Here is a 26,269-nt window from a genome sequence, read left to right on the forward strand (position 1 = left end):
GGGACGCCACGGCGCGCCCGTCACCACACGAGAGGAGCAGCCATGACCGCGTCACGCACGACGGCCCGACTGCTCCTCGCCGCCCGCAACCTCCCGATCGCCGCCTCGGTGGTCCGGAGGCATCTGGCCCGCGGGCGCGGACACACCGCCTCGATCGGCGCACGTGTCCTGCCCGGCGTCGCCGGCCCGCTCACCCGCCTGGTCACCACCTCCGGGCGCGGGCCGGCGTACGCCGAGGCACAGTCGGCGTACGCCGCGGGCGAGCTGAGCAGGGCCCATGAACACGCCACCCACGCCGGTCGATCCGGCGCCCGCCTGCGCGAGCACCTCGCCGGCGAGCTGTCGGTGCTGACCGACCCCCAGACGTCGGCTCCGGAGCGCCCCCTGCACCCGGGCACTCCGGAGCCGACTCCCTCCGTCCTGCACCTGGTGACGAACTCGCTCCCCCACTCCGTCGCCGGCTACACGACCCGCACCCAGGGCCTGCTGGCCGCCCAGCGCGCCGCGGGCACCGACGCGCGTGCGGCCACCCGCATCGGCTACCCGGTGACCCGCGGCCACCTCGCCGTCCCGGCGGTGGAGTACGTCGACGACGTCCCCTACCACCGCATCCTCACCACCGTGCCGTTGCGCGCCGACCGGGCGCTGGCCAAGGACGTCGAGCGCACCGCCCGCCTCGTGGAGCGGATGCGGCCCGCCGTACTGCACGCGCACAGCAACCACCTCAACGCCAGGGTCGCCCTGGCCCTGCGCGAGCGGTTCGACCTGCCCGTGGTCTACGAGGTGCGCGGCTTCCTGGAGGAGACCGAGCGCTCCCGCCGCGGGCCCGACGCGTTGCCCAACGAACACCAGCGGCTGACCCGGGCGGTCGAGACGCACTGCATGCGCGAGGCCGACGCCGTGCTCACGATCAGCGAGGTGATGCGCGAGGCGATCGTGGCCCGCGGCATCCCGGCCGCCAAGGTGCACGTGGTTCCCAACTCGGTCGGCGACCAGTTCGTGGCGCCGGGTCTCGATACGCTCGCTGGCGCTCGCTACTCGACCACCGAAAAGCAGGAGGCTCGGTGGTCGAGTGCCGCCGAGGCACGAGGCGGTGTATCGAGACCGGTCACCGTCGGCGCGGTCGGCACCCTCAACGACTACGAGGGCCTCGACGTCCTCATCGACGCGGTGGCCCTGCTGCCCCCGGGCACCGCGCGCCTGCTCCTGGTCGGCGACGGGCCGGCCAGAACCGCGCTCCAGGCCCGGGCACGTGCCGCAGGCATCGACGCCGAGTTCACCGGGCGGGTCAGCCCCGACCGGGTCGTCGCGCAGCACCAGCGCATCGACATCTACGCCACGCCCCGCCTCGACCTCCCGGTGACCCGACTGGTGCCGCCGATCAAGCCGGTCGAGGCACTGGCGCTGGGTCGTCCGGTGGTGGCCAGCGACCTGCCGCCGCTGCGCGAGCTGGTCCGCGACGGACACAACGGCCGGCTGGTCCGCGCCGGAGACGCGCACGCCCTGGCCGACGTGCTCGCCGAGCTGGCCGCCGCCCCCGACGTACGACGACGGCTCGGCGCCAACGGCCGGGCCGACGTGCTCGCCCACCGCACCTGGGAACGGGCCGCACAGACCTGCGCCCGCCTCTACGACGAGATCCGCACCGGCACCTGCCTGATCGAAGGAGTCACCTCATGACCCGGACCACTGACCTCGACCTGGTGGTCGTCGGCCTCGGCTACGTCGGGCTGCCGCTGGCCCAGGCCGCCACCGCCGCGGGCCTGCGCGTCGCCGGCCTCGACCTGAACCGCGCCGCCGTCGACGGCCTCAACGCCGGCGTCTCCCACGTCGACGACCTGAGCGACGACGACGTCGCTGCCATGGTGTCCACCGGGTTCCGGGCCACCGACGACCCGGCCGTCCTCGCCGACGCCGACGTCACCGTCATCTGCGTGCCCACCCCGCTCAGCCCCGACGGCGGCCCGGACCTCGGCGCGGTCACGTCCGCCGTGCACGCCATCGCCGAGCACCTACTGCCCGGCCGGCTCGTGGTGCTGGAGTCGACCACCTACCCCGGCACCACCGACGAGCTGGTCCGCCCGATCCTCGAGGAGGCCTCCGGACTGGTCGCCGGCGAGGACTTCGCGCTGGCCTTCTCCCCCGAGCGGATCGACCCGGGCAACCCGACGTACGGCCTGGTCAACACGCCCAAGGTCGTCGGCGGCCACACGGCGTCGTGCACCGCGCGGGCCGCGGCGTTCTACGGCAAGTTCGTGCACACGATCGTCGAGACCGCCGGCACCCGCGAGGCCGAGACCGCCAAGCTGCTGGAGAACACCTACCGGCACATCAACATCGCGCTGGTCAACGAGATGGCCCGCTTCTGCCACGAGCTCAAGATCGACCTGTGGGACGTCATCCGCGCCGCGTCCACGAAGCCGTTCGGCTTCCAGGCCTTCCACCCCGGGCCCGGCGTCGGCGGGCACTGCATCCCGATCGACCCGAACTACCTCTCCCACAACGTGCGCGCCAAGCTCGGCTACCCGTTCCGGTTCGTGGAGCTGGCCGAGGAGATCAACGCCACCATGCCGTCGTACGTCGCACACCGCGCGCAGAACCTGCTCAACGACCACGCCAAGGCGATCCACGGCTCCACCGTGCTGCTGCTCGGCGTGACCTACAAGCCCAACATCGCCGACCAGCGGGAGTCCCCGGCGGTGCCGCTGGCCAAGGCGCTCGACACCCTCGGCGCCCGCGTGGTCTACCACGACCCGCGCGTCGAGGAGTGGGACGCCGGCGTGCCGGTCACCCGCACCGACGACCTGGCCACCGCGATCGCGTTCGCCGACCTTGTCATCCTCGTGCAGGCCCACGACGAGTACGACGTCCCGTCGCTGGCCGCCGACGCGCGCCTGTTCTTCGACACCCGTGGCGTGACCACCGGGCCCGAGGTGAACAGGTTGTGAGCACGGCGCCCAGCCCGCTGGCCGCGCTGGCCGCCGAGCACGGCCTCCATCGGGTCGGCGTACGCCCGCCCCTGCGCCGCTACCTGGCCACGATGTGGCAGCGGCGGCACTTCGCGGCGTCCCTTGCCGGGTCGAAGGCCTACGCGCGCAACCAGGGCAACTACCTCGGCCAGGTCTGGGCGCTGCTCAACCCGGTGCTGTGGGCGCTGGTCTACCTGCTGGTCTTCGGCGTGCTGCTCGACACCAGCCGCGGCGTGGAGAACTTCATCGGCTTCCTGGTGGTCGGCGTCTTCATGTTCCACTTCAGCTCGGCCAGCATCACCACCGGCTCGAACGCGATCGTCGGCAACCAGGGCCTGATCACCTCCCTCCAGTTCCCGCGGGCACTCCTGCCGATCGCGTCGGTGCTGGCCGAGCTGGTCACGCTGGTCCCCGCGCTCGTCGTGCTGCTGGTCCTGGTGCCGCTGACCGGCGAGCCATTCGCCTGGACCTGGCTGCTGCTCCCCCTCGCGGTGGGCCTGCAGTGGGTCTTCGGCACCGGGGTCGCCCTGGTCTGCGCGCGGCTCGTCTCGCAGTGGCGCGACGTGAAGCAGCTGATCCCGTTCGTGCTGCGCGCGCTGATGTACGTCTCCGGGGTCTTCTTCTCCATCGACCACTACGTCGGCAGCGGCACCGCGGCCGCCGTGCTCTCGCACCAGCCGGTCGCGGTCTACCTCGAGCTGGTGCGCGGCACGTTGCTCTCCGAGGTCCCTCTCACCCCTGCCCTGTGGGCCTGGGCTGCCGGGTGGGCCCTGGTCACCCTCGTGCTGGGCTTCGTCTTCTTCTGGCACGCCGAGGAGAGGTACGGCCGTGGCTGACCGCCCCTCCCTCATCGTCGACGACGTGCACGTCACCTATCGCACGTACGGCGGACGCCGACTGACCGCGCGACAGCAGAAGACCTGGCACACGATCGGCCGCCACGTCGGGGCGGTCGACAAGGTCCGCGCAGTCCGCGGCATCTCGTTCGTGGCCGACCACGGCGAGTCGATCGGCGTGATCGGCCACAACGGCTCCGGCAAGAGCACGTTGCTGCGCGCCATCGCCGGCGTCCTGCCGACCGAGTCCGGCGCCGTGTACGCCGACGGCACGGCCTCGCTGCTCGGGGTCAACGCGGCCCTGATGCGCGACCTGACCGGTGAGCGCAACATCGTGCTCGGCGGCCTCGCCCTCGGGCAGACGCCAGCCCAGGTTGAGGAACGCTTCGACGAGGTCGTCGACTTCGCCGGCATCGGCGACTTCCTGCAGCTGCCGATGCGGGCCTACTCGTCCGGCATGGGATCGCGACTCCGGTTCGCGATCTCGTCGGCGGCCCGCCCCGACATCCTGATGATCGACGAGGCGCTCTCGACGGGTGACGCGGAGTTCCGCCGGCGCAGTCGCGAACGCGTCGACCAGATCCGCTCGGAGGCCGGCACGGTGCTGCTGGTCAGCCACTCGATGTCCACGATCCGCTCCATGTGCGACCGGGTGCTGTGGGTCGACGGTGGAAGACTCCGCCTGGACGGCGAGGTCGACGAGGTGCTCGAGGCCTATGCCGAGGCCACCGGCCGACCCGTTGCCCGCCGTACTCCTGCCCGGTCCCGGGCCGACGGCCGTTCGTCGGAGCAGGCGGTCGCGGGATGACGCTGCCCGCACGCGCCCTGGTGGTCACGGTCGTCCACCACCCGGAGGACGCTCGCATCCGGCACCGCCAGATCGCCTCGCTGCTCGAGGCCGGTTGGCAGGTGACCTATGCGGCGCCCTTCTCCGGCTACGGACTTCCGGTGCCGCCTCCGACTGCGCAGCTGACCACGGTCGACGTGCCGCGCGCCCTGGGCACGTCACGGCTCGCCTCGATGCGCGCGGCCAGGGCGCTCCTCGACCGACTCGGTGACGACCACGACATCGTGCTGCTGCACGATCCCGAGCTGCTCCTCGCGGTCGGCAGCTTCCACCACCCGCATGTCGTGTGGGACGTGCACGAGGACACCGCCGCCGCGATCTCGCTGAAGCCGTGGCTGCCCGCCGGGCTCGGTCGGCCCGCGGCCTGGGCGGTCCGCCGGATCGAGCGCCGTGCCGAGCGCCGCCACCATCTCCTGCTCGCCGAGGAGGCCTACCAGCTCCGCTTCCGCAAGCGGCATCCCGTCGTGCCCAACACCACGCGCGTGCCGCAGGACCCGGCTCCGCCCGATGACCCGCGAGTGGTCTACGTCGGCCATCTCTCGCGGGCCCGTGGCGTGCACGAGCTGGTCGAGCTGGCGCGCTTGCTGGCGCCGACCGGCATCATGGTGCAGGCCGTCGGCCATGCCGACCAGGAGGCCACCGCGGCGCTGACCGAGGCGTCCTCACGGGTCGACTGGCTCGGCTTCCTGCCGCACGACGAGGCGATGAAGCATGTCGACGGCGCCCTGGCCGGGCTCTCCCTGCTGCACGACGAGCCGAACTACCGGCACTCCCAGCCGACCAAGGTCGTCGAGTACATGGCGCACGGCGTCCCGGTCATCACGACTCCGCTCCCCCGGGCCGAGCACCTGGTCACGTCGGTCGGGTCGGGCGTCGTCGTACCGTTCGGCAAGCCGTCCGCCGGGTCATCCGTGACGGCGGCTTCCGCCGCAGCGTCGCAGGTGGCCTCGGCCGTCGCGGACGCCGTACTGGCCCTGCACGCGGAACCCGCTGCACGCCTGCGGATGGGCACCCTCGGCCACCGCCACGCCGCCGACCACCTCGACTGGGCCCGCCGATCCGGCGAGTTCGTCAGCCGGCTCGGCGCCATCGCCAACGCCCCGGATCGATAGTCCCTGACGTTTCGGCCCCCAGAACTGGATACTCCCTGACGTTTCGGTCCCCCCATCACGGTGGAGAAGGGCCGAAACGTCAGGGAGTATCCCGAGATCAGGACCGAAACGTCAGGGAGTATCGGGATCAGCGGCGGGAGGAACGGGGGATGGAGCGGAGGAATCCACTGCCCCACGAGAGGTGCATGGTGGCCACCACGAACGGCAGCAGCACCCGCGCCCGCCAGGGCAGCCGACGCCGGCGCCCCATCTCGTACGTCGCACCCAGCACTCCGAACGCGTAGCCGAACGGCGCGAGGAACCCGAGGGTGAGCCAGGCGGAGCCGGGGACGTGCAGCCCCGGGACCAGTGCGAGCACGAGACCGACCAGTCCCAGGAGGGAGCCGAGGGCGACCAGGCCGGTGACGACGGGCGCGGCCAGGTAGCGGAACGAGGCCGTGTCGGGGTGCTCGTCGACGATCTGGCGGCGCCACTGCCCGGACCCGAAGAACTGCCGGCGCAGGGCGTTGAAGTCGCGCCGCGGACGGTAGACCACGGCCAGGTCGGGGGTGAACCAGATGGTCTCGCCGGCCTGCCGCAGCCGGTAGTTGAGCTCCCAGTCCTGGGCGCGCAGGAAGTGCTCGTCGAAGCCGCCGACCTTGACCAGCGCGTCGCGCCGGAACGAGCCGAGGTAGACGGTGCGGGCCGGACCGGGCTCACCACCGACGTGGAACTTCGACCCGCCGATGCCCAGCGGCGAGGACATCGCCGCCGCGACCGCGTGGCCGAACGACGTGTCGCCCTCGACCCGCATCATGCCGCCGACGTTGGCCGCACCGGTGGACTCGAGGAGGTCGACGACGTCCTCGAGGTAGCCGTCGGGCAGGAAGCCGTGTGCATCGACGCGGACGACGAACGGATGGCTGGTCGCCGCGATCGCCGCATTCAGGGCGTGCGGCGTGAAGCCCGTCGGGTTCTCGACCACGGCGACGCGCGGGTGGGTCTCGGCCAGCGTGCGCGCGATCTCCATGGTGCGGTCCTTGCTGGGCCCGACCGCGAGCACGAGCTCGACCTCGCCGTCGTAGTGCTGGTCGAGCACCCGGCGTACGGACTCCTCGAGGTAGCGCTCCTCGTTGAGCACCGGCATCACCACGGAGACTGCCGTGCGGACCCGGGTCAGCGTCGGCGCCTGCGGGCCGATCGACGGTCCGGCCAGCGGGCTGGTCACGACGTCCGTCATGCGACACCGAGTCCGCGGTAGGTCCAGCCGGCGCCGCGCCAGCGGTCCCGGTCGAGGCAGTTGCGGGCGTCGATGACGTTGAGCTCGCGGACCACCTCGGCCAGGGCAGCCGGGTCGACGGCGCGGAACTCCGGCCACTCGGTCAGGTGCAGCACGACGTCCGCACCGCGGCAGGCCTCGAAGGCGCTGCGGTCGAACGACAGCTGCGGCGCGGCGGCCGCGGCCACGCCGTTGGCGACCGGGTCGTAGACGTGCACGTCGGCACCGACCAGGGCGAGCTGGGTGGCCACGTCGAGCGCCGGCGAGTCGCGGACGTCGTCCGAGTGCGGCTTGAACGACGCGCCGAGCACGGCGATCCGGCGTCCGCGGACGTCGCCGCCGACCAGCTCGTGGGCGAGCCCGACGACCTTGTCGCGCCGGCGCAGGTTGATCTGGTCGACCTCGTCGAGGAACCGGAAGGAGGCTCCCGCGCCGAGCTCTTCGGCGCGGGTGCGGAACGCCCGCACGTCCTTGGGCAGGCAGCCGCCCCCGAACCCGAGGCCGGCGTTGAGAAAGCGGCGTCCGATGCGGGAGTCGAGCCCGATCGCGTCGGCCAGGGTGGTGACGTCGGCGCCGGTGACGTCGCACAGGTCCGAGACGGCGTTGATGAACGAGATCTTGGTGGCCAGGAACGCATTGGCGCTGGTCTTGACCAGCTCGGCGGTGGCGTAGCCGGTGACGATGACCGGGGTGCCCGACTCGATCGTCTCGGCGTACACGCGCCGCAGGGTGGCCTCCGCGTCCGGCGAACGGACTCCGAAGACGAGGCGGTCGGGGCGCAGCGTGTCTTCCACGGCGTAGCCCTCGCGCAGGAACTCGGGGTTCCAGGCGAGCTCGACGCCCGGCCCGGCGAGCTCGGTGAGCCTGGCCTGCAGCACGTCAGCGGTGCCGACCGGCACGGTCGACTTGCCGACGACCACCGCGGTGCGCCCGGCCAGCAGCGTGCCGAGGGTCTCGACGGCGGCCTCGAGGTAGCTGAGGTCGGCGGCGGTCGAACCGCTGCGCTGGGGCGTGCCGATGCACAGGAAGTGCACGTCGGCGTCGCGCACGGCGGCGAAGTCGGTCGAGAAGCGGAGCCGGCCGCTGGAGCCCATGTGCTTGCGCAGCAGCGGCTCGAGGTCGGGCTCGTAGAACGGCGCGCGGCCCTCCTGGAGCGTGGCGACCCTGCTCTCGTCGACGTCGACACCGACGACGTCGAAGCCCAGCTCGGCCATTCCGGCCGCGTGGACTGCACCGAGATATCCGGTCCCGATCACGGAGACACGCATGTCTACCCCTCTGGATGCACCCGGGTGGGCGGGGTCTGCGACACCCGCGATCGGGCCACTTCGACCCAACTGAGAGTTAGTCTACTGATTTTATCAACTTAAACCCAAAACCAGCGTGTCGCGCGCGTCCTTCACGGCCACGCCGGCACGTGCCGGGCCAGCAGGTCCTCCAGCCGGGCATCGAGCTCTCCCAGCCGCCACAGGCCCTCGCGGGTCAGGTCGGGCAACGACGGCGGGCCGGTGTCGTCGACCAGGGCCTCCGGGTGCCCCGAGGCGATCGCGGCCAGGTTGTGCTGGCTGGTCGACCCGTCGTCGAAGTACGACGAGTGTCCGCGCCCGCCCGACGTGCCCCACTCGGCACTCGCCTCCGTCGAGAGATGGCGCATGTCCTCGAGGAACGACGGGTCCCGGCCGAACAGCCCGGCGTCGCCGATCAGGTCACCACTGGCCTCGAGGTGGAACGCATGGCCGCGCGGCAGGTCGAGGTCCCCGAGGTCGTCGGTGCCCGTGCCGGGAGACCCCAGGAAGGCGCCCTCGTCGACACCGGTCGAGTGCCGCAGGGCGAGACCCGTGACCAGCGATCCGTAGGAGTGGCCGGCCACCCCCAGGTGCGGGTCATCGGCGCGTGATCCGTCGACCCCGTCGAGGAAACCGGCCAGGTCGTCCGCCGCCGAGCGGGCCGCGTCGTCGCGCAGCACGGTGCGGCCGGGCACCAGCGTGTCGTCGAGCTGCGGCGGTGCGTGGCCGAGCCACAGCACCGCCGCGTGGTCGGAGGCCGGCCCGCCGTCGAGCGCCCGGGACCTGGCCAGCAGGTCGACCAACCGGTCGTCCCAGGCATCGAGATCGCCGGCGACGGTGGTGCCGAAGCCGGGCGTCACCACCAGCACGTGGCGGGCCCGGTCGAGGTCTCCGACGCCGAGCACCACCCGCAGGTCCCGACCCGTGGTGTCAAGGGCCAGCAGCTGCCGCTCGTCCGGGTGGGCGGCCAGCAGCCGTTGCAGGGCGCGCAGGCCGGCGGTCGGCGTACCCCACCGGGCAAGAAGGCGCAGGTTGGCCAGGTGTCGGGCCCGGGCCGGGATGCCGTCGGTGTTGCCGATCCACTCCGGGTGCAGGGCGATGATGCGGCGCTGCTCACCGTCGGTGAGCCCCCACCACCACGCGTTCCAGTCGCCGACGCGACCGCCGACCGGAGGCGTGAGCAGGGTGCGCTCGCCCTCCCGGGTGCCCAGGGTCGCGGCGCCCGACAAGCGCCCGGAGCCACCGTCGACCAAACCCAGGGCCACCACGCCCAGCAGACCGGCGAGCTCCTCGTCGGTGTGCCGGGCCGCGACCAGCGCCTGCTCGACGTGGTCGCTGATCTCGTGGTGCCGACGCAGCCGGTCGGCCACCGCGTGCGGGTCCGGCGACGGCGGGCGTACGTCGAGCACGGCTCCCGCCAGGTCGACCGCGAAACCCTCGGCGCGGGCCCACTCCATCGCCTCCACGAGCACCCGTCGCGCATGGGCCGCCCCCTCGGCCGCCACGTCGAGGCCCCGCACGACACACGCCATCGAGGCCACGAGGTCGTTCATGGCGTGCACGAGCCGAAGCCGATCGGCCTCTGCGGAGGCACCGGCGGACCCGGTCCAGAGGCCGATGACCGAGGCGTCGTCGAGCTCGTCCTGGAGGGCGCGCAGGGAGGCGCCGGTGCCGGCCAGGGCATCGGCCGCGGCCGCCAGGTTGTGGGGCAGCCACGCCAGCAGGTCACCGGTCGAGAGGGTCACGGCTCCCCCTCGACTCGAGACGAGCAGCGGCCCGTGCGTCGACGGCCTCGTAGTCGTCGGCCCCGGCCCGCAACGCGACGCCGTGGCGCCGTGCGGCCGCCTCCCACTCCGCGTACCCCCTGCGCCAGACCCGGGCCAGGTCGCGGGCCGCCGCAGCGCTCGCGGAGCCCGGCAGCCCCCGCTCGATCCGGCTCAGAGCCGAGGCGGGCGCGAGGGCGCCCAGCTGCTCGGCGGCGCCCGCAATCGCCCCTGCCGCGTCACGCAGCGCCGGTGGTCGTACGCCGAATCCGGCGTCGTTCGACATTGAACATCCTCCCCGTCGATGAAGGGAACCAAGTCTGGCGCGATCTCCCGACCGGTCATCCGGTTCTCCACAGGCCACTCGTGGGAGGATCCGGGCATGTCCTCCGAGCGCAACGTGAACGGCGGCGAGCTCGAGCCGTGCGGCGATGATCCGGTGACCGGTTTCTACCGCGACGGACTGTGCTCCTGCGGGCCCGAAGACGTCGGACTGCACGCGGTCTGTGCGGTGATGACCACGGAGTTCCTCGAGCACCAGAAGTCGGTCGGCAACGACCTCACCACGCCACGTCCCGAGTGGCACTTCCCAGGCCTGGTGCCGGGCGATCGCTGGTGCGTCGTCGCGCCACGGTGGCTCCAGTCCTACGAGGCCGGCGCCGCAGCACCCGTCGTACTCGCGGCCACGAACGAGCGCGCCCTCGAGGCGATCCCCCGCGAGCTGCTCGAGGAGCACTCGGTCGACGTACCCGCCGACCCGAGCTCGCTCGAGTGAAGCTCACTCGGAGCCGGGAAGGCTCCGCGTGCGCAGACACGCCACAGACCTGAGGAGACCGTCGAACGTGCGCGGGTCCCACCCGGTCAGCTGCGCCCAACGCTCGAGGCGGTAGGTCACCGAGTTGGCATGCAGGTGCAACGCCCGCGCGGCCGCACTCACCGAGAAGCCGTTCTCGGCGTACGCCGTCACAGCGTCGGCCAGGTGGGTCTGCTCGCGTGCCGCAGCGTCCCCCGCAGCCAGGAGTGGGCGGCACTGCGCCGGGTGGGCCGCCAGCAGCGCGGCGATCCAGTCATCCTCGAAGTACGCGACGGACCCGGCCGGGGCGGCGCGTGCCGCGAGCCGGGCGTCCTCGATGCTGGCGGCGGCGCCGGCCAGGCCCGAGCGCGGCATCCCGACCCCCACGGAGACCGCGCCGCGATGCCCACGCAGGGACTCGACCAGCCTCCCGGACGCGCTGTGCTGCGTGAGGGTGATGACGAGATCACCCACCCGGCTGCACTGGACGAGACCTCGGTGGCCGTCAGTGCCGCGATGCGTTCGCTCCAGGACCGCCTGGACGGACTCGACGTCCACCTCACTCCATTCCGCGGCGGACGTGACGATCGCCGCGAAGGGGCCACTCACGTCAAAGCCGAGGCGGTTCGCCAGCCCCTCCAGGTCCGCGCCCACCGACCCCGACCCTTGGGCGAGTGCCTCGAGGAGGCGGTAGCGCAGTCCGACCCTGACGGCTTGGGCACTGCGCGTGGCCTCACCATGACCCACCGCGACGGCCGAGGTCAGCACGTGCACGTTGTCCCAGAGGTAGCTGGACGCGTCGAGCAGCGCCGGGCCGGCGTCCCCGCCCTGCTCCACCAGGGACGACCAGATCTCCTTGAGCCCGAGGTGGTAGCTCTGGACGACGTCCTGCAGGGTCATGCCCTGCTGCGCGCGTCGCTTCCCGACCTCGCGGGTCTTCTCGACCAGGTCAGCAGGGAGCGCCGCGCCCCGGGCCAGGCAGTCCAGCATGGTGGCGAACTCGCTGCGGATGTAGTCGAACTGCTCCTGGTAGGCCACGACCGAGTACGCCGGAACCACGGAACGTATTCGGGAGACGACGCGTCCGACGAGCCCGTCGAGGTCCTCGGCGACCCGGGCGCATGCCCGGGCGAGGGTGTCGTCCGCGGCCACGGTTCCTCCTTGGTGAATTTCACGAAATCCGACGCACAGGATCGTGCATTCGCAGTGGCCCGTCCGGCGTGACCGGGGACACACTGAAATCAGTTTCCCCCACTCACCTGGAGCACACCATGTCCAACGAGCTCAAGAGCGTCCTGCTCTCCATCGGGGTGCCCTCCGTGGGCGTCCTCGGTGGAATTCTCATGTTCGCCGACTCGACAGCCCAGGTTGCGGGCTTCCCGGTCCTCTTCGCCTGGCTCTTCCTCTGGATGCCGTTGACCGCCCTGTGCATCCACGTCGCGTGGAAGTGCTACGACGAGGCCGAGTACGTCGAGCGCGAGCTGCAGGACGCGGAGGAGCTCGCATGATCCTCCTGACGTTCAGCCTCGTCCTCGGCCTGGCGCTCGCCGCCGGCATCATGTCCCGGCGCGCCAGCAGTGCCGACATCGACGACTACCTGGTCGGCGGCCGGTCGTTCGGCCCGATCCTGATCTTCGTGCTCGGTGCCGGTGAGGCCTACAGCATCGGCACGCTGCTCGGCTTCCCCGGCGGCGTCTACGCCTTCGGGGCCAACTACGGCGTGTGGTTCATCGCCTACATCCTGCTGGCCTACCCGATCGGCTACTGGCTGGCGCCCTACCTGTGGCAGGCCGGCAAGCGCTACGGCGCGATGACGCTGCCCGACGCCGCCGGCTCCCACTTCCGCTCGCGTCCGCTCGAGCTCACCATCGCGATCTCGTCGGTCATCTTCCTGATCCCGTGGGGCCAGTTGCAGCTGACCGGCCTCCAGGTGGCGATGAGCGCGCTCGGCATCCGGATCGACCCGACCGCCGCGGTTCTCGCCGGCGCGGGACTCACCATGGTCTTCCTGCTGCTCTCGGGGGTCCGCGCGCCCGCGTTCGTCTCGTTCGTCAAGGACGGCGCCCTGCTCCTCGGCGCGATCCTCGTGGGCCTGGCCGCCGTCGCCAAGTCGGACGGCACGACCGCGCTGTTCGACAAGGCGGCCGATGCCGGCGCCGTACCGTCGACCCACTACACGCTCACGGGCTCGTCGCTGACGTTCACGATGACGACCGTGGTCTTCCAGGCGATGGGGTTCTTCGTCTTCCCGTTCATCGCCCAGGCCATCTTCGCCGCCAAGTCCGAGGGCACTCTCAAGCGTGCGGCGCGATTCAACCCGCTCTACATGCTGATGTACCCGTTCCTGGTCGCGGCAGCGTTCGCCGCCGTCGTACTCCTGCCGCACCGGCTGGAGGGTCCGGCCTCCAACCAGGCGCTGCTGCAGCTCTCACGCCAGGTGCTGCCGGACTGGCTGACCGGCCTGGTCGCCGGTGGCGCAGCGCTCTGCGCGATCGTCGTCCTGTGCGGCTCGGCCCTCGGCATCGGCTCACTGGTGTCCCGCAACATCATCCGCGGCATCCCCGCCGAGAAGCAGCGCAGTTGGGTGCGAGTCGTGATCTTCGCCTACCTGATCGTCTCGCTGGTGCTGACCCTGGAGCTGCCGTCGCTGCTGCTCACGCTGGTCAACACCTCGTACTACGGCGTCACCCAGGCGCTCATCGTCTTCCTCGCCATGATCTTCGGCTGGAAGGTCCGCCCCGCCGCGCTGGCGCTCGGCGTGATCGTCGGCGACGTCCTCGTCCTGGCCATGTTCATGGTCCAGGAGGGCGCGGACACTCCGCCCTGGTGGGCCGAGCACGGTCTCAACATCGGGTTCCTGGCCCTGCTGGTCAACGCGACCGTGGTGATCGTCAGCCGCATCGTGTGGCCGGCCGAGAATCCCGTGCCCGGCCTGCGTGCCCTTCGCCCTCGCTCGCACTCGACGCGTTCGCCCCGCCCCACGGCGAAGGTGGTGGAGGCTCGATGAGCGACCTGCTACTCGTCGGCGCCGACGTCGTGACCATGGATCCCGATCGGCCGGGGGTCGAGGCGATCCTGGTCCGGGACGGGGTCGTGGTGGCCGTCGGCACGGAGTCGGAGGTGGCCACTCTGGCCTCCGCGCACGTCGAACGCCTCGACCTCGAGGGCGCCACCGTGCTGCCGGGCCTCATCGAGTCCCACGTGCACCCGGCGTACACCGGACTGACCGACCTGTGGGCCGACTGTCGCTCGCCCGGTGTCGGCACCATCCCCGACCTGCAGGCGGCGCTGGCCGCCCTGCCCGTCGAGAGCGGGGCCTGGATCCGCGGGTGGGGGTACGACGACACCCTGCTGGCCGAGGGACGCCACCCGACCCGCGACGACCTGGACGCCGTCAGCAGCACCGACCCGGTGATCGTCTCGCACATCTCCGGTCACTTCCTGGTCGCCAACACGGTCGCTCTGGCGTTGGCGCGGGTCGATGAGGAGACCGTCGCGATCGACGACCCTCGGTTCCCGCGGGACGCATCGGGGCGACTGACCGGCATGGCTTGGGAGATCGACGCGGTGAGCCGGGTGCTCGCGGCGGTGCCGGCACTCTCGGACACGGACCTGGAGGACGCCCTGCTCCGCGCACTGTCCCGGGCTCGTGAACGCGGCATCACCACCGTGCACGACCTCGGTGTCGGCCTGATCGGCGGCCCCGAGGAGCTGGACGCCTACCGTCGGCTGGACGCCGAGGGCCGGCTGCCGGTCCGCGTCGTGGGCTTCCTGCGGGGAGACCTGCCCCTCGACGGCGACACGGTCTTCGAAGCGGCGGGACAGTCCGTCGGCCGCTTCCGCCTCGCCGGCGCCAAGTTCTGGGCCGACGGTTCGATCCAGGGGCTGTCCGCGGCCCTGCGCGCGCCGTACCTCTGCGACCCGGGGCACCACGGCGAGCTCCTGCAGCCCCAGGAGGTGCTGGACGCGATGGTGGCACCCGTCGCCGCCGCCGGAGGGCAGCTGGCCGTGCATGCGAACGGCGACGCCGCGGTCGGCGCTGCGCTGACCGCGATCAACCGCGCCGGGCAGGGCACGCACGACCCGCGGCACCGCATCGAGCACTGCCAGGTGACGAGCACGGCCGACCTCGACGCGTTGAAGGAGGCGGGTGTGGGGGTGAGCTTCTTCGTCAACCACGTCTACTTCTGGGGTGACCGGCACCGCGAGAGGTTCCTGGGTGACGTGCGCAGCGACTTCCTCGACCCGCTCGCCTCGGCGGCTGCTGCGGGCCTGCGGTTCGGGCTGCACTCCGACTGCCCCATCACGCCGATGGATCCGCTCGCGACCCTGCGCACCGCCGTCAACCGCCTCACCAGCGGCGGCTCGGTGCTCGGCGCGGCCGAGCGCATCGACGTGCACCGTGCGGTTCAGGCAATGACAGTCGACAGCGCCTACCTGGTGCACGAGGAGCAGTACGTCGGCACCCTCGCACCCGGGATGCGTGCCGACCTGGTCGTCCTCGACGGTGACCTGTCCCAGGTCGCCGACGCCGCCGCGCCCATGCCCAAGCCGGTTCGTGTCATGGTCGGTGGCAGCTGGGAGTGAGGTCCTAGCGCCAGGCCTGGTGGCTGCGCTGCGGCACCGGCTGCGGTGGGCGGGCCAGCTCGGACGGCGCGTAGACCTCGCGGCCGAAGTAGTCGGCCACCCTGGTCATCGCGCGCGACGAACGGCTCATGATCACGTAGCGCTTGCGCATCGCCTGGCCCACGAGCGGCGCGCGGAAGTCGAGGTGCACGCCGGCCCGGTCGGCCACCAGCCGCAGCGCCTGCGGGGAGTAGTACGAGGTGTGGTCGGGATAGAAGATGTAGCGGTCGGCCGCGAGCTTGCCGCCGTCGTGGATGTTGGTGCCGCAGATCAGCAGCCCGTCACGCCGCACGAGCCCGAGCAGCCGGGCGAAGTCCTCGTGCGGGTCGCGGAAGTGCTCGATCACCTCACTGGCCACGACCACGGAGAACTTCCGCTTCGGCGGGTCGTTGGCGTCGATGAACTCGGCGTCGTCGCGCACCTTCATGATGTCGCTGATCGCCACGCGCTCGACCTCGGGAAGCTTGGCCACGTGGTGGTTGTCCATGCTGCGCCCGGCGCCGAAGATCAGCGCCTCGTGGCCGGTGCCGCCGAGGATGTCGACGCCCATCTTGACCATGTGGAACTCGCGCCCGGGCACCTCGAGGTCGCCGAGGCGCCCGTGACCGGCCGGCAGCTGCTCGATGTCGGTCTTGGCTGCGTAGCGGCTTTCGATGTGGCCCGGCATGTGCACGAACCCGCAGTGCTGGCAGACGCGTACGTCGCACGTCTTGGCCGGCTCACGCGTGTAGGCCACCGTGCGCTCGACGTACTTCTTCGAGCCGCAGACCAGGCACGTCGGCGAGTCACCGCGGGCGGTCAGGGTGCGTAGTCGGGGACCGAGCCGGGCACGGGCCCGGGCGCGGAGCTGGTCGAACGCAGGTGCAGGCATGCCGGGGACGCTAGCACCCGCTCATGACGTGACAGGGATGTCCTTGTGCCACGACTCGGTGACGTATTTCGTCTTCCAGCCCATGCCGACGTACAGCTGGTCGGCGCCGGTCGAGGAGTCGGCGTCGACCTCGAGGCCGACACGGTCGCGACCCCTCGCCGCGGCGTCGGCGATGATCGTCTTGAGCAGCCCCTTGGCCACTCCGCGGCCGCGGGCGGACTCGAGCACGCCGAGGTAGGACACGTAGGAGCCGTCGGGTCCGGTCGAGCTCTCCGACACCGTGCCGACCAGCGCACCGGCCGGTTCGGGCTCTCCCTCGCCGTCGACGATCTCGGCCAGCCACCAGTGGTCCCAGCGGTGGCCCGGGTCCTCACGCACCCGGTGCACGAACTCCGCGAAGGTCTCCTCGGAGGAGTTGAAGTGGTCGGTGAAGGCGCTCTCGAGAATCTCGTGCACGGCCCTCAGATCGTTGACGTCGGGCATGCCGCCGCCCTCGCGACGCACCTGCCGGAAGACCACGCCCTTGCGCTCCCAGTGCTCGGGATCGGGCACCAGGCCGGCCTCGTCGGCGGTGACCGGGCGGCTCATCTGCCACCAGGTGCGGACCCGGTTGAAGTTCGCCTCCTCGAGCATCTTGTGCTGGCGCTCGTCGTCGGCGAAGGCTCCCGTGTCGATCTGTTGCACGTCGAGCCCACGGGCCGCGCCGACCTCGCGCGCCTGGCCCTCGGCCCAGGTGAAGAGCACGTCGGAGCAGCGCTCTGCCGCGCCGGGCGAGAGCGACCGGTCGAGGATGTGGACGTAGAGCATGCGGTTGAGCGAACGGTCGTGCACGCTGGCCCAGGCGCGGATCGTGCCGGACTTGTCACGGATGACGAGGTTCTCGCGCATGCGCAGCCCGTGCTCGGAGACCTCGACCAGGACGTCGTCCTCGGAGGCACCGGCCCAGCCGCGGCCGGAGTCCTCGTGGGCGCGCAGCAACTCGGTGAGCCGGAGCACGTCCTCGGAGTTGTCCGGGTCGGGGATTCCCGCCTCCCAACCCACCGGCAGACCGGGGTCATCGGGAAGAACCTCCTCGGGATCGCTCTCGAAACGGTTGTCTTCGGGCAGTGCGTAGTCAGGGGTCATCGGCACTCATTCTGCCGCATCGCGCGCTGGGCGCCCGATCGTCGGTCTCAGGTGACCGCGTCGGAGTCGACCAGCACCAGCGCCACGGTGGTCACCGGGGCGAGGCACTCGGGCAGCGGTGAGGCCACCTTCTTCGGGGTGATCGTGAGGCTGTCGGCGGCGCTGACGGTCACCCCGGGGGGCACGTCGCAGCCGATCGAGACGACGCTGCCGACCATCGTCCTGCCGTCGGGCACCTTCGTCGCGACGTACGTCGTCTGCACCTGCTGGCCGAGGTCGCCCCTGGTGAACGGGGCCACGAAGTCGGCCACCGCGGCGTCCGAGTCGAGTACGACGGGCGCCGCGCTCGTCTCACCCCCGGCAGCGGTGGCGTGCAGGATCGCCACCTCGTCGAAGTCGACGCCTCCCCCACCCGTTGAAGTACTGGGCGACGTACTGCCCGGGTCGGTGGAGGGAGTCGTCTGTGTCGTGTCCTCCGCGCGGGTGTCATCGTCGCCGTCCGACTCCGAGCCGCAGGCGCCGAGGGTGAGCGCGAGCAGGGTGGTCGGCACGGCGAGCAGGAGGCTGGTCCGTCGAGCAACAAGTGAACGCATCATGGTGATCCGACGATAGGGGCTCCGGAACGGTTCCCTCACCAGGAGCACCGCTCAGACGACCAGGCCGAGGGCAAGCACGAAGACCAGGCCGGTCACCGAGAGCAGCGTCTCCATGAGGGACCACGACTTGAGGGTCTGCGTGACGGACATCCCGAAGTACTCCTTCACCAGCCAGAACCCGGCGTCGTTGACGTGGGAGAAGAACACCGACCCGGAGCCGATCGCCAGCACCATCAGGGAGATCTCGGGCTGGGACAGCCCGGCCGTCAGCGGGGTCAGCAGGCCGGCCGCGGTCACCGTCGCGACGGTCGCCGAGCCGGTGGCCAGGCGGATGAGTACGGCGACGAACCAGGCCAGCAGCAGCACCGAGACACCGCTGTCGGCCACCCACCGGGCGACCAGGGTGCCGACGCCGGTGTCGACGAGCGAGGTCTTGAAGCCGCCGCCGGCGGCCACGATCAGCACGATGCCGGCGATACCGGGAAGCGAGCTCTCGACCGACTTCGAAATCTGGTCGCGGCTCATCCCCGACGCACGCCCCAGGGTGAACATGCCGACGATGACGGCGATCAGGAGGGCCACGATCGGCGTGCCGAGCGCGTCGAGCACCTTCTGCACGGCGTTCGACTCGTCGTTGATGATGATCTCGGCCAGGGCGCGGGCCATCATCAGCACGACCGGGAGCAGCACCGAGAAGAGCGTCAGCGCGAAGCTCGGACGGTGGTCGGCGATGCCGGCGCCGGCGTCCGCGTCGTCACTGTCACCGAAGCGGCCCTCGGGCACGAACACGTCGCCCACCCAGCGGTCGGCCACCTTCGCGAAGACAGGTCCGGCCAGGACCACGGTCGGGATGGCGATCGCGACTCCGAAGGCCAGGGTGATGCCCAGGTCGGCGTCGAGGTAGTTGATGGCGGTCAGCGGCCCGGGGTGCGGGGGCACGAGGCCGTGCATGGCCGAGAGCCCAGCCAGGGCAGGGATTCCGACCGCGATCAGGGACAGCTGCGCCCGCCGCGCCACGAGGTAGATCACCGGCATCAGCAGCACGAGGCCGATCTCGAAGAACATCGGCAGCCCGATGATCGCGCCGACTCCGGCCATCGCCCACGGCAGGGCCCGCGTCGAGGCCCGGCCGATGATCGTGTCGACGATCTGGTCGGCACCACCCGAGTCGGCGAGCAGCTTGCCGAAGATCGCGCCCAGCGCGATCAGCGTGCCGACGCCGGCAGTTGTCTCGCCGAAGCCCTTGGTGAAGCTCGCGATGCCGTCGGCGAGGGGTACGCCGGCCACGATGCCGACGGTGAGCCCGCCGAAGGTCAGGGACAGGAAGGGGTGCAGCTTGGCCCAGGTGATCAGCACGACGATCACCGCGATGCCGAGGCCGGTGGCGGCCATCAGCTGGCCCGAGGAGGCGACCGGCTCGATGATGTCGTCGGTGGCGAGGGGAAGGATCAGGTTCATCGGGTGCTCCCGGTCTGGTCGACGTACTCCTGGACGATGGCGTCGATGCTCTGGTCGATGTCGATGACGAGGCCGCCCTCGTCGGGGCTGAGGCGTTCGAGGGTCTGCAGCTGCGAGGTGAGCAGCGAGGCCGGCATGAAGTGGCCCGGGCGACTGGCCTGCCGGGCGGCGATGACGTCGCGCTTGCCGTCGAGGTGCACGAAGCCGACCCGGTGACTGTGGTGGCGCAGCTGGTCGCGGTACTTGCGCTTCAGGGCCGAGCAGGCCACCACGCCACCGCCCGACTCATGCTCGGCCAGCCACGCGCCGATCGTCTCCAGCCACGGGTGCCTGTCACGGTCGTCGAGGGGGTGACCCGCGGACATCTTGGCGATGTTCGCCGCCGGGTGCAGGTCGTCGGCGTCGACGAACGGGACCCGGATTCGTTGCGCCAGGGCCGCGCCCACCACGGACTTCCCCGACCCGGAGATGCCCATCACCACCAGCAGTGGTTTCCGGTCTGTGCTCATCTGCGGTTCCTCCCGCGGGTCCGAATTCGTGGGGACGTGTTGTGCCCCGCGTCACAGCATGCAACGATTGATCTGCTCTTATCAAGACCTTGTGGCATTAAATCTGATCTTTGGGGATGACCATGGACGACCCGGGCGGCCTGCACTCCACGGTGCTGGAGGCCCTCGGCCTGCGCATCGTCTCCGGCGACCTCACCCCCGGGCAGGTGCTGACCCTCGACTCCGTCGACACCGAGTACGCCGTGTCGCGCTCGGTCTCCCGCGAGGCGGTGCGGGTGCTCCAGTCGATGGGGCTGGTCACCTCTCGCCGCCGCGTCGGCGTGACCGTCTGCCCCCGCGACAACTGGCACGTCTTCGATCCGCGCGTGATCCGCTGGCGCCTGGCCGGCGACGATCGCACGAACCAGCTGCTCTCACTGAGCGAGCTGCGCTCGGGCTTCGAGCCGGTGGCCGCTGCCCTGGCCGCCGAACGTGCGACGCCGCAGCAGTGCTCGGCGCTCTCCGGCGCGGTGATGGACATGGTGGCCCACCGGCACTCGGGTGACCTGGAGGCCTACCTGGTCGCCGACACGATCTTCCACCGCACGATGCTCGAGGCCTCGGGCAACGAGATGCTGCGCGCCCTCGGGGACGTCGTCGCCGAGGTGCTGGCCGGCCGGACCCACCACCACCTCATGCCCGCCACCCCGCGAGCTGACGCCGTCGCGCTGCACGAGCGGGTGGCGAACGCGATCCGCACCGGTGACGCGGACGACGCCCGCACGGCCATGCAGGCGATCATCGACGAAGCAGCTGCCGCCCTCGCCGACCCGTCGTGAGTTCCGATCGACCCGTCGTCAATACCAATCGACCCGTCGTGAGTTCCGATCGACCCGTCGTGAGTTCACGCCATGCGCCAGAACTGGCGACGGGTCGACAGGAACTGGCGACGGGTCAGAGGACGAACCAGGCGCCGATCAGGGCCGGGACGGGACCGAGCAGCAACCAGGGCGTGAGCATCGAGCGCTGGTGGATGACCCGGCCGACGGCGACCGAGAGGACGCCGAAGATTCCGGCGATGACCAGCAGGCCGATCTGGGCGTCGAGGCGGTCGTCCTCGACCATCGCGGCGGCGAGGACAAGTCCGACCACGAGGTGCAGGATCGTGGTCACCGCGAGCACCGACATGACCCACTTCTGCACGTGCGAGACGTGCATCGCGTCCTTGCGAACGGACGGACGCGGGTTGTTCGGGTCCATCAGGTGCTTGGCGCGCTTGACGGGCTTGGTCTCGGACATGCACTGATTGTCTCACCCGCCCCGGCGCCCGGGTTCCACACCCACGTCCCGCGATACGCCGAGTTCCCCAAGTTGGCCGATGACAGCCCGGACTCCTGCTGCTTGTCTGGGTGCGCGGCGGGAAGACAAGGCTGGGAGGCCTCAATGCTTCACTCGAAAGCACGAACCGCGGCGGTGGGCCTGGGAGTGGTCGCACTCGTCGCTGCCGGCGTGACACCGGCCCAAGCCGGACACCGGCACGACAGGATCTCCACCGTGGTCGACCTCTCGGGGCCTCGTGGCGTCGAGTCGATCAGACCGGGAATCACCCTGGTGACCGAGGACGACGGCAGCTTCAGCCTCGTCGTCGAGCGCCGCAACCGACCGGCCCGGGTGATCCGGCTCGGCGGGATCGACGAGGCCGCAGGGTTCGCGTCGGACGCCTCGCAGTCGCGGGGCAGGTTCTACTTCCTCACCGGTGGCGGCGGGGCGGCCGAGGAGCTGCCGCCCGGTGCGGCCACGCTCTACAAGCTGCGTCACGGTGAGCTGCAGCCGTTCGCGGACATCAAGGGCCACCAGGCCACCGACCCCGACCCCGACGACCAGGAAGGCGTGCCCACGGACACCAACCCGTACGGCGTGCTCGCCCTCAAGGACGGCACGGTCCTGGTCGCCGACGCCGGCGGCAACGACCTGCTCCGGGTCTGGCCGGACGGCACCGTCAAGACCGTGGCCCGGTTCAGGCCGCGCATGGTCGAGGTGCCCGAAGGCCTCCCCGACGTCGACATGGAGGGCAACCCCACCGGCCTGCCGCCGGCCGGCACCCCGATCAACTCGGAGGCCGTGCCCACGTCGGTCACGGTCGGACCGGACGGTTACTGGTACGTCGGCGAGCTGCGCGGCTTCCCGGCCAACCCCGGCACCTCGCAGATCTGGCGGATCAAGCCGGGCTCGCTCGACGCGGTGTGCGACCCGGAGGCGCCCGACACGGGCACCTGCACGCGGTACGCCGACGGCCTGACGTCGATCGTGGACCTCACCGCCGACAGCAGGTCGGTCTACGCGGTGAGCCTGTCGAAGATGAGCTGGCTCGCCATGGAGCTCGGACTTCCCGGCTCCGAGGTCGGCGGCCTGTTCAAGGTCAGGCGGAGCGGCAACCACGCCGAGATCGCCAAGGACAAGCTGATCATGCCCGGCGGCGCCGACGTGGCGAGGAACGGGACGATCTACGCGGTCGGCCCGGTCTTCGGTCCGGGAGCGTTGGTCAAGATCCGCTGACCCGGACCTGCGCGGCGGCTCGGAGTCACGAGCCGCCGTGCAGGTTCTTCGCGGTCGCCGACGCCGGCACGCTCGCCGGGTCCGGGTAGGTCCCGAACAGGCGGTCGGCGGTGTTCGTGGTGGTGACCGTGAACCAGTAGTGCTCGTTGCGGTAGTGGTGCAGCCGGTGGTTGCGCCACACCGCCTTGTAGGCGCGCGAGACCGGCCGGTAGTCGCTGTGGATCAGGTAGTGGGTCCACTCGTAGGCCAGCCCCACGACGGCGACCGAGACGGTGAAGGTGAGCGCTTGGCCCAGCCGCGGGAACGCCAGCAGCGCAATCGCGTGGTAGCCGACGATCACCCACACCAGCGCGCGCCACGGGATGAAGACCAGCGGCACATCACGGGGGTCGGCGTGGTGCTCACGGTGCTTGCGGGCCAGCAGGGTGTCGATCGTGACACCGGCCACCTGCCGGGGGCGCCAGTGCAGGACGAAGACGTGGATCAGCCACTCGAGCACCGGGAAGAGCGCGACCAGCACCACCGGTGCCCACAGGTCACCCGAGCGCCAGTCCCCGACCAGAGCGCGCGCGGTCACCCCGGCCACGAGCACGGCCATGATCATCCACGGCGAGGGGTGGGCCCAGAACGCGCGGAAGCTCGAGCCGAGGGAGACCTTCGGCCGGCGGGAGACCCGCGCCTCGTCGGCCGCCAGGCGCTGCTCGCCCACGTCGGGTCGGTCCGTGCTCATTCGACGCCGCCCTCGAAGTCGTCGATGGCCGCGTTGACCGCATCGGTCGCCACCGTCAGCAGGGCGGCGGCCCGGCGCTCCGCGAGCCTCGCATTGCCTCCGGCCACAGCCTTCGCGACGGCCCGATAGGCCTCGACCCGGTCGACCTCGGAGGACAGCACCACCGCCAGCGCCTCGAGGGCCGGCTCGTAGGCCGCGCGCATGCTGTTGAACATCAGCCGGAAGGTGATCGACTCCGCGCCGTCGACCAGGAGGTCCCAGAACACGAGCGCGCAGCGTTGGCGGGCGACCGGGTCGGACTCGGCGGCCAGTGACGCCACGGCGGCGTCGAGGGCGTCGGCCAGATCGGCACCGCCCCGCTCGGCCGCCAACGCGGCGATCCGCGGGCCCACGTGCAGCCGTGCCTCGAGGATGCTCCGCGCCACGGAGAGGTCGAGGTTGCCGCCGGCGAACAGCAACCGGGGCAGCAGCTCCAGCCCGCCGACCTGCCGGAAGTCGCGGACCGTGGTCGCGCCGCCCTGGCGTACGTCGACCAGCCCGGCCTGCGCCAGGCGCTGCAACGCCTCCCGGACCGCCGGCCTCGAGACGCCCAGCACCTCGGCCAGGCGTCGTTCGCTGGGCAGGCTCTGGCCCGGGCCGAGCTCGCCGCCGGTGAGCTCGCCGACCAGCTGGTCGAACACCTCGTCGGGCACGGACCTGCGGTTGACCGGTTGCAGTGGCATGCCGGCAACGCTAGGCCGACGGGCGGCAGGTGGTCAAGTGGTCAGACCAGTTGGGAGACGTATGACCTGAGCCGCGCGAACCTGGGCCCGACATGCCGCCCGCACCTGCTTCGCGATGACAGCGGCTCGTTCGTCCGGCGGAAGACCGCCCTCGGTGGGATCCGCCAGGGAGGCCAGGCACTCAATCGCCTCCGTGAGCCAACCCGCGGCCAGTCCTCTCTCGGGATGATCGTCAGGCAGTGCTGCCAGGCGGGCCGATGCAGCATCGACCCGCCGCCGCGCCTCGTCCTCGGCGTCCTTCAGCAACAGTTCGGAACTCTCCATGAGCCGCAGCCTCCAGAACTCTCCGGTCTCGTCGAAGTAGTAGTGCCCGTGGCTGGGCTCGCGGATCTGCAGGTGACGATCGGCGGGCCCGATGCAGGCGTGGTACTCGCCGGGGTCGCTGCTCGACGGCTTGATCACTGCCGTGAACGCGTTGCCACGGTGGGCCGCGGAAGCCTCCCATTCCTCCCCCGCGTTCCATCGTTCGACCGACTCCGGGTAGTCACCGTCAGGCATGGATCCGCTCGTCCGGTACATCGAGGTCACGAAGTCGACGTCGATGCTGCCGAACCCCTGCGACATCTGGCGGTGGAAGAACCTGTTGCGCGCCGCACTGTTCTTGCTCGAGAGCCGCGCTGCGAGGAGTGCCGGGTCGGACGTTCCGGCGTCGTCCGGGCGTCGGATGTACCAACCACTCTCCGAGGAGTAGACGTACTTTCCCTCCCGGGGACCCGCCCAGCTACCCGGCTCTTCGCTCAACGGGTTGTTGTTCGCGTAGAGCACCGGCACCAGCTCTCCGTTGGCGTCCTCGGTGTGCTCACGCAGGATTGGCCGCGGCTCCTCGGGACTGCCTGCGCGCTCCTCGATCGCGACTCCGTAGTGGGCGTCGGCGAACAGCCCACCGGCCGTGCCGAGGATCGGACCCGGGTCACCGACAGGGAAGGACAGCATCATGTCGCGCGCCTCTTGTGCAGTGTCGGCGAACTGGAGCGCGTGAAAGGTCGACGCACCCCGACGAAGCCCGTAACCCCATTGCTCCCTCGGGCCGCCTCCGCCGCTTGCCCCGTCGATGCCCTGCCCTCCGTGGTGGACGTAGGCGACTCCCTTGTCGTTGAAGCCGGGGTGGCCGGCCATGAAGAAGCGGCCCAGTCCGGGAATCGAGCCGTTGGCCGAGAAGGGGGTGTGGACGAAGCTGTTGCCCCGGTCGGGGAAGGCCACGATGGTCGCCTGGTAGGTGCAGTCGTGGTCGGTGGTGGAGGCGCCGACCAGGCCGCCGTCCACCGTCGCGCTCGACCAGGCACAGAAGCCGCTGCACATGTCGGTGACCTCGCCACTCGGAGAGAAGTGCGCACCCGAGTAGGCGTGCACCCCCAAGGAGGAGTCGCCGCTCAGCTCCTCGCCGAACATCACGTGATTGTGGGCCGGCTCGTTGTAGCCGGTCCAGACGGCGAGCGCGTGCCCGTGGTCCAGGGCAATTCCCCGCGACGCAGCACCGTCCGCCCATCCTCGCGCGAAGTCGAGGACCTCCGGCGCGTGTCGGGCCAACTGCGACTCCCACTCGGCGAGCACCAGGCGAGTGTCGTCGCTGATCACCCGGGCTGCGAGCCGGTCGAAGATCCAGGTCCCGTAGATGTCGACGACCTGCTGGGCGTACTGCCGGCCCATGTCCTCGTTCGATCCGGTCAGGACGACAACAGGGCAGACGGTCGGCACCAGCGGTACGCCGGACTCCGTGTGCAGCACCTCCGAACCCCGGCGCTGGAGCGACAGGGGCGCAGGTGCCGGCAGGACGATCCCACCACGGCACGCGTCTGCGACGTCGAGCGCACCCGACGTCACGGCTTCGAAGCGCCGCAGCAGCTCGATCGGGTCCGGACTCGACTCCGGGGCTGCGAAGTCGACGTACGTCCCGTCGACGCGACCGAGGTTCCACTTGGCCTCGTACAACCTGGCGAGATGCCCCTCCATGGTCGCGTGAGCCCGGGCCCGCACGAGATCTCCGCGGTCCAGCGCACCGATCATCCGCTGCGCGACGTGCACCGCGAGGAGGGCGCTTTCGCGCGCCTGGTACACGAGTGCCAGCGAGACACCGTCCTCGGTGCGCGCCGGGATCGCCTGCCGGAGCTTGCGGATCGTCGAGTCGTAGCGCATGACCTCGCGATCGACGTCCACCGACGAAGGAATTCCGGTG

The 26,269-nt window shown here is 71.1% G+C and carries 25 protein-coding genes; 11 read left to right on the forward strand and 14 right to left on the reverse strand.

All coding sequences use genetic code 11. From position 1 onward, the window contains the following. Positions 1–42 precede the first annotated feature (42 nt). From ASH02_RS18755 to ASH02_RS18775, 5 genes are read left to right on the forward strand one after another with little or no spacing between them, the layout of a single operon-like run. A complete protein-coding gene (locus ASH02_RS18755) occupies positions 43–1,680 on the forward strand; it encodes a glycosyltransferase family 4 protein (protein WP_057295267.1) in 1,638 nt (545 codons plus the stop codon). Next, complete coding sequence (locus ASH02_RS18760; protein ID WP_057295268.1) at positions 1,677–2,948, forward strand: nucleotide sugar dehydrogenase; 1,272 nt, start codon at positions 1,677–1,679, stop codon at positions 2,946–2,948. Before ASH02_RS18755 ends, ASH02_RS18760 begins: the two co-directional genes overlap by 4 nt. Next, complete coding sequence (locus ASH02_RS18765) at positions 2,945–3,805, forward strand: ABC transporter permease (protein WP_057295269.1); 861 nt, start codon at positions 2,945–2,947, stop codon at positions 3,803–3,805. Before ASH02_RS18760 ends, ASH02_RS18765 begins: the two co-directional genes overlap by 4 nt. Beyond that, positions 3,798–4,613, forward strand: coding sequence for an ABC transporter ATP-binding protein (locus ASH02_RS18770; protein ID WP_200959196.1), 816 nt, complete (start codon positions 3,798–3,800; stop codon positions 4,611–4,613). Before ASH02_RS18765 ends, ASH02_RS18770 begins: the two co-directional genes overlap by 8 nt. Continuing rightward, positions 4,610–5,764 (forward strand): glycosyltransferase, encoded by a 1,155-nt coding sequence (locus ASH02_RS18775; RefSeq protein WP_057295270.1) that lies wholly within the window; start codon positions 4,610–4,612, stop codon positions 5,762–5,764. The genes ASH02_RS18770 and ASH02_RS18775 overlap by 4 nt, the downstream gene beginning before the upstream one ends. Before the next feature lie 127 nt (positions 5,765–5,891). Here ASH02_RS18775 and ASH02_RS18780 read toward each other — a convergent pair whose 3' ends face one another. From ASH02_RS18780 to ASH02_RS18795, 4 genes are all read right to left on the reverse strand, one after another. Beyond that, positions 5,892–6,890, reverse strand: coding sequence for a glycosyltransferase family 2 protein (locus tag ASH02_RS18780; RefSeq protein WP_056686087.1), 999 nt, complete (start codon positions 6,888–6,890; stop codon positions 5,892–5,894). 89 nt (positions 6,891–6,979) lie between these two features. Then, positions 6,980–8,290, reverse strand: coding sequence for a UDP-glucose dehydrogenase family protein (locus ASH02_RS18785; protein ID WP_057295271.1), 1,311 nt, complete (start codon positions 8,288–8,290; stop codon positions 6,980–6,982). A 131-nt stretch (positions 8,291–8,421) separates the two neighbouring features. Beyond that, positions 8,422–10,053, reverse strand: a complete 1,632-nt coding sequence (locus ASH02_RS18790; RefSeq protein ID WP_056685725.1) for an alpha/beta hydrolase — start codon at positions 10,051–10,053, stop codon at positions 8,422–8,424. Then, the gene (locus ASH02_RS18795) at positions 10,034–10,357 is read right to left on the reverse strand and encodes a hypothetical protein (protein WP_056685722.1); all 324 of its coding nucleotides are present in this window, start codon (positions 10,355–10,357) and stop codon (positions 10,034–10,036) included. Before ASH02_RS18795 ends, ASH02_RS18790 begins: the two co-directional genes overlap by 20 nt. Positions 10,358–10,453: 96 nt before the next feature. On the opposite strand from ASH02_RS18795, the gene ASH02_RS18800 reads away from it, so the two are divergent. Next, on the forward strand, positions 10,454–10,846 hold the full coding sequence (locus ASH02_RS18800) for a DUF2237 family protein (protein ID WP_056686084.1): 393 nt from the start codon (positions 10,454–10,456) through the stop codon (positions 10,844–10,846). Positions 10,847–10,849: 3 nt separating this feature from the next. On the opposite strand, the gene ASH02_RS18805 is transcribed toward ASH02_RS18800, so the two are convergent. Then, positions 10,850–12,016: a PucR family transcriptional regulator gene (locus ASH02_RS18805; RefSeq protein WP_056685719.1), complete on the reverse strand. Its 1,167-nt coding sequence runs from the start codon at positions 12,014–12,016 to the stop codon at positions 10,850–10,852. Between the two features lie 119 nt (positions 12,017–12,135). On the opposite strand from ASH02_RS18805, the gene ASH02_RS18810 reads away from it, so the two are divergent. The 3 genes from ASH02_RS18810 to ASH02_RS18820 are packed head-to-tail and all read left to right on the forward strand — an operon-like array spanning position 12,136 to position 15,451. Beyond that, positions 12,136–12,372: a DUF3311 domain-containing protein gene (locus ASH02_RS18810; protein ID WP_056685716.1), complete on the forward strand. Its 237-nt coding sequence runs from the start codon at positions 12,136–12,138 to the stop codon at positions 12,370–12,372. Then, positions 12,369–13,871 carry a sodium:solute symporter family protein gene (locus tag ASH02_RS18815; RefSeq protein WP_056685713.1) on the forward strand — a complete coding sequence of 501 codons (1,503 nt, stop codon included), beginning with the start codon at positions 12,369–12,371 and terminating at the stop codon, positions 13,869–13,871. Before ASH02_RS18810 ends, ASH02_RS18815 begins: the two co-directional genes overlap by 4 nt. After that, positions 13,868–15,451, forward strand: coding sequence for an amidohydrolase (locus tag ASH02_RS18820; protein WP_056685710.1), 1,584 nt, complete (start codon positions 13,868–13,870; stop codon positions 15,449–15,451). The genes ASH02_RS18815 and ASH02_RS18820 overlap by 4 nt, the downstream gene beginning before the upstream one ends. A 4-nt stretch (positions 15,452–15,455) precedes the next feature. Here ASH02_RS18820 and ASH02_RS18825 read toward each other — a convergent pair whose 3' ends face one another. Genes ASH02_RS18825 through ASH02_RS18845 form a run of 5 tightly spaced genes read right to left on the reverse strand, consistent with a single transcriptional unit; the run spans position 15,456 to position 20,049 of the window. Continuing rightward, the gene (locus tag ASH02_RS18825; RefSeq protein WP_056685706.1) at positions 15,456–16,361 is read right to left on the reverse strand and encodes a methyltransferase domain-containing protein; all 906 of its coding nucleotides are present in this window, start codon (positions 16,359–16,361) and stop codon (positions 15,456–15,458) included. A gap of 21 nt (positions 16,362–16,382) precedes the next feature. Continuing rightward, positions 16,383–17,486 (reverse strand): GNAT family N-acetyltransferase, encoded by a 1,104-nt coding sequence (locus tag ASH02_RS18830; protein WP_082564006.1) that lies wholly within the window; start codon positions 17,484–17,486, stop codon positions 16,383–16,385. 47 nt (positions 17,487–17,533) lie between these two features. Then, positions 17,534–18,079 (reverse strand): hypothetical protein, encoded by a 546-nt coding sequence (locus ASH02_RS18835; RefSeq protein ID WP_162262604.1) that lies wholly within the window; start codon positions 18,077–18,079, stop codon positions 17,534–17,536. Between the two features lie 54 nt (positions 18,080–18,133). Next, positions 18,134–19,540 (reverse strand): GntP family permease, encoded by a 1,407-nt coding sequence (locus ASH02_RS18840; RefSeq protein ID WP_056685700.1) that lies wholly within the window; start codon positions 19,538–19,540, stop codon positions 18,134–18,136. Beyond that, positions 19,537–20,049, reverse strand: coding sequence for a gluconokinase (locus ASH02_RS18845; protein WP_056685697.1), 513 nt, complete (start codon positions 20,047–20,049; stop codon positions 19,537–19,539). The genes ASH02_RS18840 and ASH02_RS18845 overlap by 4 nt, the downstream gene beginning before the upstream one ends. Positions 20,050–20,171: 122 nt before the next feature. On the opposite strand from ASH02_RS18845, the gene ASH02_RS18850 reads away from it, so the two are divergent. Beyond that, on the forward strand, positions 20,172–20,867 hold the full coding sequence (locus ASH02_RS18850) for a FadR/GntR family transcriptional regulator (RefSeq protein WP_235532636.1): 696 nt from the start codon (positions 20,172–20,174) through the stop codon (positions 20,865–20,867). 115 nt (positions 20,868–20,982) lie between these two features. Here the strand turns inward: ASH02_RS18850 and ASH02_RS18855 are convergent, their stop codons facing one another. Further along, positions 20,983–21,327 carry a hypothetical protein gene (locus tag ASH02_RS18855; RefSeq protein WP_056685692.1) on the reverse strand — a complete coding sequence of 115 codons (345 nt, stop codon included), beginning with the start codon at positions 21,325–21,327 and terminating at the stop codon, positions 20,983–20,985. Between the two features lie 144 nt (positions 21,328–21,471). On the opposite strand from ASH02_RS18855, the gene ASH02_RS18860 reads away from it, so the two are divergent. After that, entirely contained in the window at positions 21,472–22,584 is a 1,113-nt protein-coding gene (locus tag ASH02_RS18860; protein ID WP_156393720.1) for a ScyD/ScyE family protein, read from the forward strand. Between the two features lie 25 nt (positions 22,585–22,609). Here the strand turns inward: ASH02_RS18860 and ASH02_RS18865 are convergent, their stop codons facing one another. The 3 genes from ASH02_RS18865 to ASH02_RS18875 are packed head-to-tail and all read right to left on the reverse strand — an operon-like array spanning position 22,610 to position 26,250. Then, entirely contained in the window at positions 22,610–23,314 is a 705-nt protein-coding gene (locus ASH02_RS18865; RefSeq protein WP_082564005.1) for a sterol desaturase family protein, read from the reverse strand. Beyond that, complete coding sequence (locus ASH02_RS18870; RefSeq protein WP_056685686.1) at positions 23,311–24,036, reverse strand: FadR/GntR family transcriptional regulator; 726 nt, start codon at positions 24,034–24,036, stop codon at positions 23,311–23,313. Before ASH02_RS18870 ends, ASH02_RS18865 begins: the two co-directional genes overlap by 4 nt. A gap of 33 nt (positions 24,037–24,069) precedes the next feature. Further along, positions 24,070–26,250: a hypothetical protein gene (locus ASH02_RS18875; RefSeq protein WP_056685683.1), complete on the reverse strand. Its 2,181-nt coding sequence runs from the start codon at positions 26,248–26,250 to the stop codon at positions 24,070–24,072. Between the last annotated feature and the right edge of the window lie 19 nt (positions 26,251–26,269).

It is taken from the genome of Nocardioides sp. Soil796 (assembly GCF_001429525.1).
GTDB lineage: Bacteria > Actinomycetota > Actinomycetes > Propionibacteriales > Nocardioidaceae > Nocardioides.

Coding starts and splice junctions, on each gene's coding strand:
- ASH02_RS18755 (WP_057295267.1), top strand. CDS start 43: ATGACCGCGTCACGCACGACGGCCCGACTGCTCCTCGCCGCCCGCAAC.
- ASH02_RS18760 (WP_057295268.1), top strand. CDS start 1,677: ATGACCCGGACCACTGACCTCGACCTGGTGGTCGTCGGCCTCGGCTAC.
- ASH02_RS18775 (WP_057295270.1), top strand. CDS start 4,610: ATGACGCTGCCCGCACGCGCCCTGGTGGTCACGGTCGTCCACCACCCG.
- ASH02_RS18780 (WP_056686087.1), bottom strand. CDS start 6,890: ATGCCGGTGCTCAACGAGGAGCGCTACCTCGAGGAGTCCGTACGCCGG.
- ASH02_RS18785 (WP_057295271.1), bottom strand. CDS start 8,290: ATGCGTGTCTCCGTGATCGGGACCGGATATCTCGGTGCAGTCCACGCG.
- ASH02_RS18795 (WP_056685722.1), bottom strand. CDS start 10,357: ATGTCGAACGACGCCGGATTCGGCGTACGACCACCGGCGCTGCGTGAC.
- ASH02_RS18800 (WP_056686084.1), top strand. CDS start 10,454: ATGTCCTCCGAGCGCAACGTGAACGGCGGCGAGCTCGAGCCGTGCGGC.
- ASH02_RS18810 (WP_056685716.1), top strand. CDS start 12,136: ATGTCCAACGAGCTCAAGAGCGTCCTGCTCTCCATCGGGGTGCCCTCC.
- ASH02_RS18815 (WP_056685713.1), top strand. CDS start 12,369: ATGATCCTCCTGACGTTCAGCCTCGTCCTCGGCCTGGCGCTCGCCGCC.
- ASH02_RS18820 (WP_056685710.1), top strand. CDS start 13,868: ATGAGCGACCTGCTACTCGTCGGCGCCGACGTCGTGACCATGGATCCC.
- ASH02_RS18825 (WP_056685706.1), bottom strand. CDS start 16,361: ATGCCTGCACCTGCGTTCGACCAGCTCCGCGCCCGGGCCCGTGCCCGG.
- ASH02_RS18830 (WP_082564006.1), bottom strand. CDS start 17,486: ATGACCCCTGACTACGCACTGCCCGAAGACAACCGTTTCGAGAGCGAT.
- ASH02_RS18835 (WP_162262604.1), bottom strand. CDS start 18,079: ATGCGTTCACTTGTTGCTCGACGGACCAGCCTCCTGCTCGCCGTGCCG.
- ASH02_RS18840 (WP_056685700.1), bottom strand. CDS start 19,540: ATGAACCTGATCCTTCCCCTCGCCACCGACGACATCATCGAGCCGGTC.
- ASH02_RS18845 (WP_056685697.1), bottom strand. CDS start 20,049: ATGAGCACAGACCGGAAACCACTGCTGGTGGTGATGGGCATCTCCGGG.
- ASH02_RS18850 (WP_235532636.1), top strand. CDS start 20,172: ATGGACGACCCGGGCGGCCTGCACTCCACGGTGCTGGAGGCCCTCGGC.
- ASH02_RS18855 (WP_056685692.1), bottom strand. CDS start 21,327: ATGTCCGAGACCAAGCCCGTCAAGCGCGCCAAGCACCTGATGGACCCG.
- ASH02_RS18860 (WP_156393720.1), top strand. CDS start 21,472: ATGCTTCACTCGAAAGCACGAACCGCGGCGGTGGGCCTGGGAGTGGTC.
- ASH02_RS18865 (WP_082564005.1), bottom strand. CDS start 23,314: ATGAGCACGGACCGACCCGACGTGGGCGAGCAGCGCCTGGCGGCCGAC.
- ASH02_RS18870 (WP_056685686.1), bottom strand. CDS start 24,036: ATGCCACTGCAACCGGTCAACCGCAGGTCCGTGCCCGACGAGGTGTTC.